Annotated in this window: 5 protein-coding genes and 2 pseudogenes; 2 read left to right on the forward strand and 5 right to left on the reverse strand. The window is 74.2% G+C overall.

The genetic code is table 11. The features are described from left to right. From ABZ624_RS10470 to ABZ624_RS10490, 5 genes and pseudogenes are all read right to left on the reverse strand, one after another. Window positions 1–506, reverse strand: a pseudogene (locus tag ABZ624_RS10470) (Toxic cation resistance protein); the annotation flags it as partial. A 71-nt stretch (window positions 507–577) separates the two neighbouring features. After that, window positions 578–2,521 (reverse strand): FUSC family protein, encoded by a 1,944-nt coding sequence (locus ABZ624_RS10475; RefSeq protein WP_360084911.1) that lies wholly within the window; start codon window positions 2,519–2,521, stop codon window positions 578–580. A 37-nt stretch (window positions 2,522–2,558) separates the two neighbouring features. Beyond that, a complete protein-coding gene (locus ABZ624_RS10480; RefSeq protein ID WP_360084914.1) occupies window positions 2,559–2,696 on the reverse strand; it encodes a hypothetical protein in 138 nt (45 codons plus the stop codon). Window positions 2,697–2,954: 258 nt separating this feature from the next. Then, entirely contained in the window at window positions 2,955–3,893 is a 939-nt protein-coding gene (locus ABZ624_RS10485; protein WP_360084916.1) for a hypothetical protein, read from the reverse strand. A 199-nt stretch (window positions 3,894–4,092) separates the two neighbouring features. Next, on the reverse strand, window positions 4,093–4,575 hold the full coding sequence (locus ABZ624_RS10490; RefSeq protein WP_360084919.1) for a hypothetical protein: 483 nt from the start codon (window positions 4,573–4,575) through the stop codon (window positions 4,093–4,095). 168 nt (window positions 4,576–4,743) lie between these two features. Between ABZ624_RS10490 and ABZ624_RS10495 the strand changes: the two genes are divergently transcribed. Together ABZ624_RS10495 and ABZ624_RS10500 are read left to right on the forward strand one after the other, a co-directional pair. Beyond that, complete coding sequence (locus tag ABZ624_RS10495) at window positions 4,744–4,986, forward strand: hypothetical protein (protein WP_360084922.1); 243 nt, start codon at window positions 4,744–4,746, stop codon at window positions 4,984–4,986. Window positions 4,987–5,084: 98 nt separating this feature from the next. After that, window positions 5,085–6,072, forward strand: a pseudogene (locus ABZ624_RS10500) (hypothetical protein); the annotation flags it as partial.

Raw genomic sequence — 6,072 nt, forward strand, 5'->3', positions numbered from 1 at the left:
GGTGTCTCCTCGGCCGGGGTCTCGGGCTCGGCCTGCTCCTCGGGCTCCGGCCCGGCGCTGTCCTCGGCGGCCGGCTCCTGGACCGGTGTCTCGGTCTCTGCCGGCTCCCGGACCGGTGCCTCGGTCTCGGCCGGCTCCCGGACCGGTGCCTCGGTCTTCGCCTGCTCCTCGCCCTGCTTCTCGGGCTGCTTCTCGGGCTGCTTCTCGGGCTCCGGGGTGGCGCTGTTCTCGGTTGTCCGCTCCTCGGTCGGCGTCTCGGGCTCGGGGTCCGTCGGTTCCGAGGGGTGGGGTACCTGGATGTTGTCGAAGGCCGCTGACACCAGGTCGTGTCCGTCGGGGGACGAGCGGCGGGGCTCGGGGACGGTGGGCGTCGGCTCGTGCGACTCGGGGGCCGGCGAGGTCGGTGCGGTCTGTTGGGCCGGCAGGCGGTCCGCACCCTCTGCCTCGGCGGCGCGTGTCTTGCGTGAGCGGCCGAATGCGTTCCGCAGGAGAGTGAGAATGCCCATGTGCGCAACCCTTCATGAGGTGATGCCCGTCGATCCCTGGCCAGGACGGACACGTAAGGTTAGCGAAGCGGTCAACGGGGGGAAGCGAGCGACCGGGCCGCCGCAACCTCCTGGCGGAGGGGTTCCAGGACACTGTCCGCCGGCCCGGTGAGGTCCGTGCGGACCGGCGTCAGGGTTTCCGCATCCCGAACGCCCTCGGCCAGCTCCCGGAGCTGGAGGGCGATCTGGGTGATTTCGGCCCTGGACGGCGGTGCCGCCCCGTGCCTGACGCGGACGCGGGCCGCCGTTGTCGCATCGACGATACGTTCCACCGCCACGACCAGCGGCCACCACGCGGCGGCGCGTCGGCCGGTCGGCGGTGGTTCCGTCAGGGCCCGCTGGAACTCCGTACGGATCACCGACAGGTCGCGGTAGAGGCGGCGTCGCATGCGGGCCCTGGCGGAGGGGTCGTCGGCCGGGGCGAAGGCCGCCTCCAGATACGTCGCCGTGTCCGCCACCGCGTCGGCCAGGCGGTCGCCGACGCGCGTGCGCCAGCTCTCCGGCCAGAGCAGATAGCCGGCGGTCAGGGCGATGGCGCAGCCCAGCAGTGAGTCCGTCAGGCGGGGCAGCAGCAGCGCCGTGCCCTGGTGGTTCAGGATGTCCGAGAGCAGGAGGATCACCGGGGTGATCGCCATCGTCTGGTGGCCGTAGCCGCGAGGGGTCAGGGCGGGGATCAGCGGGGCCAGAAGCAGCATCGCCGGGACGTCCCACCAGCCCAGCGGGACCTCCGCCAGCACCACCGCCGCGATCACCAGGCCCGCCACCGTGCCGAGGGCGCGCAGCAGGGCGCGGGAGAAGACCGAGCCGAAGTCGGGCTTCAGGACAAAGGTGATCGTCAGGGCCACCCAGTAGGAGCGGGGGACCGGGATCAGCGAGACGAGGGCCTGGGCGATGCCGATGCAGACCGCCAGGCGCAGGCCGTAGCGCCAGGAGTTGGCCGACAGGACGACGTTGCGGGCCGCTCTGGCCGTACGGATGCCCAGCGCCGCGGGGCGGTCCAGGCGGTCGTCGATGCCCCGGGGGTCCACGTCGGGGGCGGTGACGACCTCGGCCGCGTGGCGCAGGGCGTGGTCCACCGCGCGGGCGGTCTCCGACCCCGGTACCGGGAGGTCGAGAGCTATCGGGCCCGTGTAGCCGGTTTCGACGGCCTGCGCCAGGTGGTGGAGCGCCTCGGGGATCCGGGACGGCAGGGGGCGGCCGGCCAGGTGGGCCGCGGGGGCGGCCTCCACCACGGGTGTGATGGCGTTCAACTGGGCCAGCAGGCGGGTGAGTTCGTTGCTGCGGCCGTGCTGGCGGGCGCGCCGGGCCAGGATCAGGTCGTAGGACTGGTTGAGGGACTGGGTGACGGCGCGGCGGGCGTCGTCGTACTCCTCGGTGCGGTCCGTGCCGGCCATGGTGAGGAGTGTGGCGGCCGTGCGGTAGGCGGCCGCCACCGCCGCGCGTTCGGGGACGCCGGAGCGCAACGGCCAGGCCAGCAGGGCCAGCATGAGGACCAGCAGGCCGCCGCCGGTCATCAGGGCCGGGGCCAGCCACCAGGGGTGGGGCAGGGGAAGGCCCGCCCCGACCACGCAGTTCAGCAGCAGGAGCAGGCCGGAGACCGAGGCCACCGCGCCGATCGTCGAGATCATGCCGGACAGCAGCGCGATGCCGGTGACGGCCGCGACCGCGTACCAGCCGTGGCCGTACACCAGTGTGCCCAGCGTCACGCCGACGGCGCCGAACAGCTGCGGGACGGCGATGTTGAGGATGCGCATCCGGTAGGCGTCGGCGGTGTCGCCGATGACGCCGGACAGGGCGCCCATGGAGGCGAGGGCGCCGTACGCCGGGTATCCGGTGGCCAGGCCGATCGCGAGGGGGAGGGCCATGGCCACGGCGGCGCGGGCGACGGCGGCCTTGTTGAGGGGGGCCTGCTGGGGGCGGAGGTTCCGGACCAGCCAGTCGGGAGGGGTGAGGCCGATGGGGAACTCGCGCGACATGTCGCCATTATCGCCGGTCCGCTGCCGGCTCCCGGAGTCATCCGCGCTGGTGGAGGGTGAGATCCGCGACGAGGGCGCGGTGGCCGGTGCCGGCCACGCGCTCGCCGGACACGACCGCACCGCCGGCGGGACACGACCGCACCGCCGGCCGGCCCGCGCGCACCGCCTCCGTCATCGGCGCCCAGATCGGCCACGTCCTGCTCTGCCCGGACTTCACCGCGACCGGCGCCCGCTTCCTGCGTTCCCGAGGGCAGAGGGCAGAGGGCAGAGGGCAGAGGGCAGAGGGCAGAGGGCAGAGGGCAGAGGGCAGAGGGCAGAGGGCTGGGGGCCGAGAGGCTGGGGGCTGGGGGCCGGGGTACGAGGGCCGGGGCAACTGGGCGCTGTTGTCTGCAGGTTGTGGATACAGGAGGGGCCTGTGGGCAAACCGCCGACGTTATCTACAGGTTGTGGATACCGGCGGGGCCGGTGTCGGCGCGGGCGGGGCAGGTGCGGGCCGGGGGCGCGCCTGGTGGGCCGGGCGCAGACGGCGGGTCAGCCAGGTGGTGAGGGCGACCGTGAGGCCCAGGCCGAGCAGGAGCCAGGAGACCGTGCGCAGGGTGCCGGTGAGGGCGTCGTAGACGGCGCCGACGGCCGGGTGGGAGACGCCGTCGGGCAGGTCGGCGAGGGTGAGGCTGCGGCCCACGGCCAGGGCCAGGGCGAGCAGTCCGCCGCCCAGGGCCGTGCCCAGCGCGGTCGCGGCGACGGCGCGGCGGCGGTGGACGGCCAGGGCGATTCCGGTGGCGGCGGAGGCGAGGGCCGCCACCGGGAGCCAGAAACCGGCGACTTCGAGCACGTGGAACCCCTTCCGGAGGGAGGCCAGTCGTTCTGCCGGGAGCACCGGGACCGTGGTGTGCTCCACCGGGATGCGTGCGGCGAGCGGCACATGGTCCCGGGTCAGCCGGCGCTTCACCTGGTCGGTGACGGGGGCGAGGTCGACGGTGACCGGACGCCCGGCCGTGTCGCCGTCACCGTCGTCGCGCAGGGCGCGCAGCACCGCGTCGTGGGTGACCCGGTTACCGGTGTCCCAGGCCAGCTGGAAGGCCTCGGTCTGGGTGAAGGAGCGCACCGCGTCGTGCACGAACGGGCGGACGGAGCCGCGTACCGGCCGGACGTCCAGGTGCTGGTCGACCGCGCGCAGGATGTCGTCACCGACCGTGTCCGCGACGGCCTCCCGCACGTCCGGGTCGGTGGCGAGCGGCGCCATCGTGGCGACGTACCGGCCGGTGTCGGCGAGCCCGTACGCCGCCCAGGCCGCCGGCGCGCCGAACGGCACGAGGAGGCAGGACAGGGAGAGCAGTACGGCCGACAGGGCGCTCCTGAGACGTGGGGGCACGCTTCCAGACAACGGCCCGCAGGGCGCGGGCGCGAGCGGAGCGCCTGCGTTCGGGCGACGGCTCTCGTTCTCGGCTGCCCTCTCCGGTGGAGGGTTCACCCGAACGGGTGTTTCCTGGGGGGAGGGAAACAGGGGGTGCGCGGGCCCCGGCCGGTCGGCCGGGGCCCGCGCACTCACCGGCACGGTCGGCTCCGCGTGTTCAGTGGACGCGGCGCCCGAACGCGTCCTCGCGCGTGTAATAGCGGTAGAAGAACGTGGCGAAGGTGCACCCCGCGATGAGCAGCGACATCAGCAGGGTCCGCCAGACCGAGTGCGGCGTCTGGACGTAGAGGAAGCCGAACGCGACACCGGTGAACGCCGTCCACAGCAGCGCGTGCAGCTCCCGTGGCATCCGCGGGGCCAGCGTCAGCAGGGCGGTGCACACCACCGCGAACACCAGCGCGCTGACCCACCCGAGCAGCAGGTTCCCTCCGGTGATGCCGCCTCCCTGGCGGGCGTCGGCCGCGACCCAGTAGCCGTAGACGAGGCCCAGCACGACCGGGACGGCGATGTGGGCGATGCGGTGGGTGCGCGCGTCGAAGACGTCGGGCGGACGGGTGCGCCCCTCGGACGTCCGGGCCCCGATCTCCGGCCTGGCGCCGGGACGGGGCATGCCACCGGGCGCGGGTGCCGCTTGAGCCATGAGAGCACTCCTCTCTCCTTGCCCCCGTCTCTCCTTGCCCCCGCCTTCCAGAGCACACCTGGGGGCAGGGCCTGGCAAGTCGGCCGGCAGAGTGACGGGTGCCCGGATGCGGCCGGTTCTCTCCCGTGGTCCGCTGGGTGACGCGAGAGACATGGAGGCCTGTCCGCCATGACGGAGACGGAGTACGGGGGGCGGCGCCGGCTGCAGCGCCTGACAGTGGTTACGGTGCTGGCTGGAGAGCCGATCAGGGCCGACAGGGCCGACAGCCCCGGCGCCTGGTCCTCCGGGTCCGCGACGGGGGTCCTGCGGCACAGCGGCGGCCGGCTGGGCGACGACACCACGGTGTTCGCCGTGCGGCGGATACGGCAGGCGCGGGGCGAAGACCCCGAACCGGGACGTTTGCAGTCCTGAGGCGCGGGTTTGCAGCCGCAGCGGTTACGGTGCTGGCTGGAGAGCAGATCAGGGCCGACAGGGCCGACAGGAGCCACAGGGGCTACAGGGGAGGACCGATGCCCGGAACCGTGCTGCTGCTCGCGGCCTCGCCGGTTGGCCGGGGGCGCCTGGTGGACGCGGCCGGTGTGCTGCCGGTGCTGGCCGCCGTGGCACCCGCCGTGCTGTCCGGCACCGACACCGCCAACGTGGTCGAACTCGCCGATCCGCTCGAACCGCAGGCCGTCCTGACCCGGCTGCGCGCCGCCGCGACCGCGCCCGGGCCGCTGACCGTGTACATCGCCGGCCAGCTGCAGCTGGACCGCCGGCAGCGGTTGCCGCATCTGGCGCTGGCGCGCACCACCGCGGCGACCGTCCGCTACACGGGGCTGCCGTGGCACTGGATCCGGGAGGAGCTGCGGTTGCGCTCCGCTGCGGACACGGGGCTCGTGGTGGACCTGCATGCGGAGGGGGAGGCCTGGCAGTACGTCGCCGAGCGCGGGTTGGACTGCGGGCCCAACAGTGCTGTCTACGGTCGTGTGGTGGCGGTGGGCGGACGGCGGGGAGTGGGCGAGCCGGCGTACATGAAGGCGGTCGCCACGTTGCTGAGGAGCGGTTACCGGCCGCCGCTGGGCCAGTTGCACGAGCAGGCGTTGGCCCGGATCGGTGACTCGGGCGCGGGCCGGGGGCTGGTGCTCGCCGTCGCCGGGGGCCGCTCCGCCCCCGGATCCCCGTTCGCCCCGCCACCCACCCGCCCCGGCCACCTGCAAGACCGGACCGCCACCCCACCGCCCGGCACCGCGCGAGCCCCCTATGCCGTCGCCGGCGCCGGGCAGGCTGGCGGGGCTGTCGTCGGCGTCGGGCAGACCGGGGATGCTGCCACCGGCGTCGGGCAAGACTCCTATGCCTTCTCTGGCGTCGGGCAGGCTGGCGGGGCTGTCGTCGGCGTCGGGCAGGCCGGGGATGCTGTCACCGGCGTCGGGCAAGACTCCTATGCCTTCTCTGGCGTCGGGCAGGCTGGCGGGGCTGTCGTCGGCGTCGGGCAGGCCGGGGATGCTGTCACCGCGT

Origin of the sequence: Streptomyces sp. NPDC007205 (assembly GCF_040634095.1) — a bacterium.
Classification (GTDB): Bacteria; Actinomycetota; Actinomycetes; order Streptomycetales; family Streptomycetaceae; genus Streptomyces.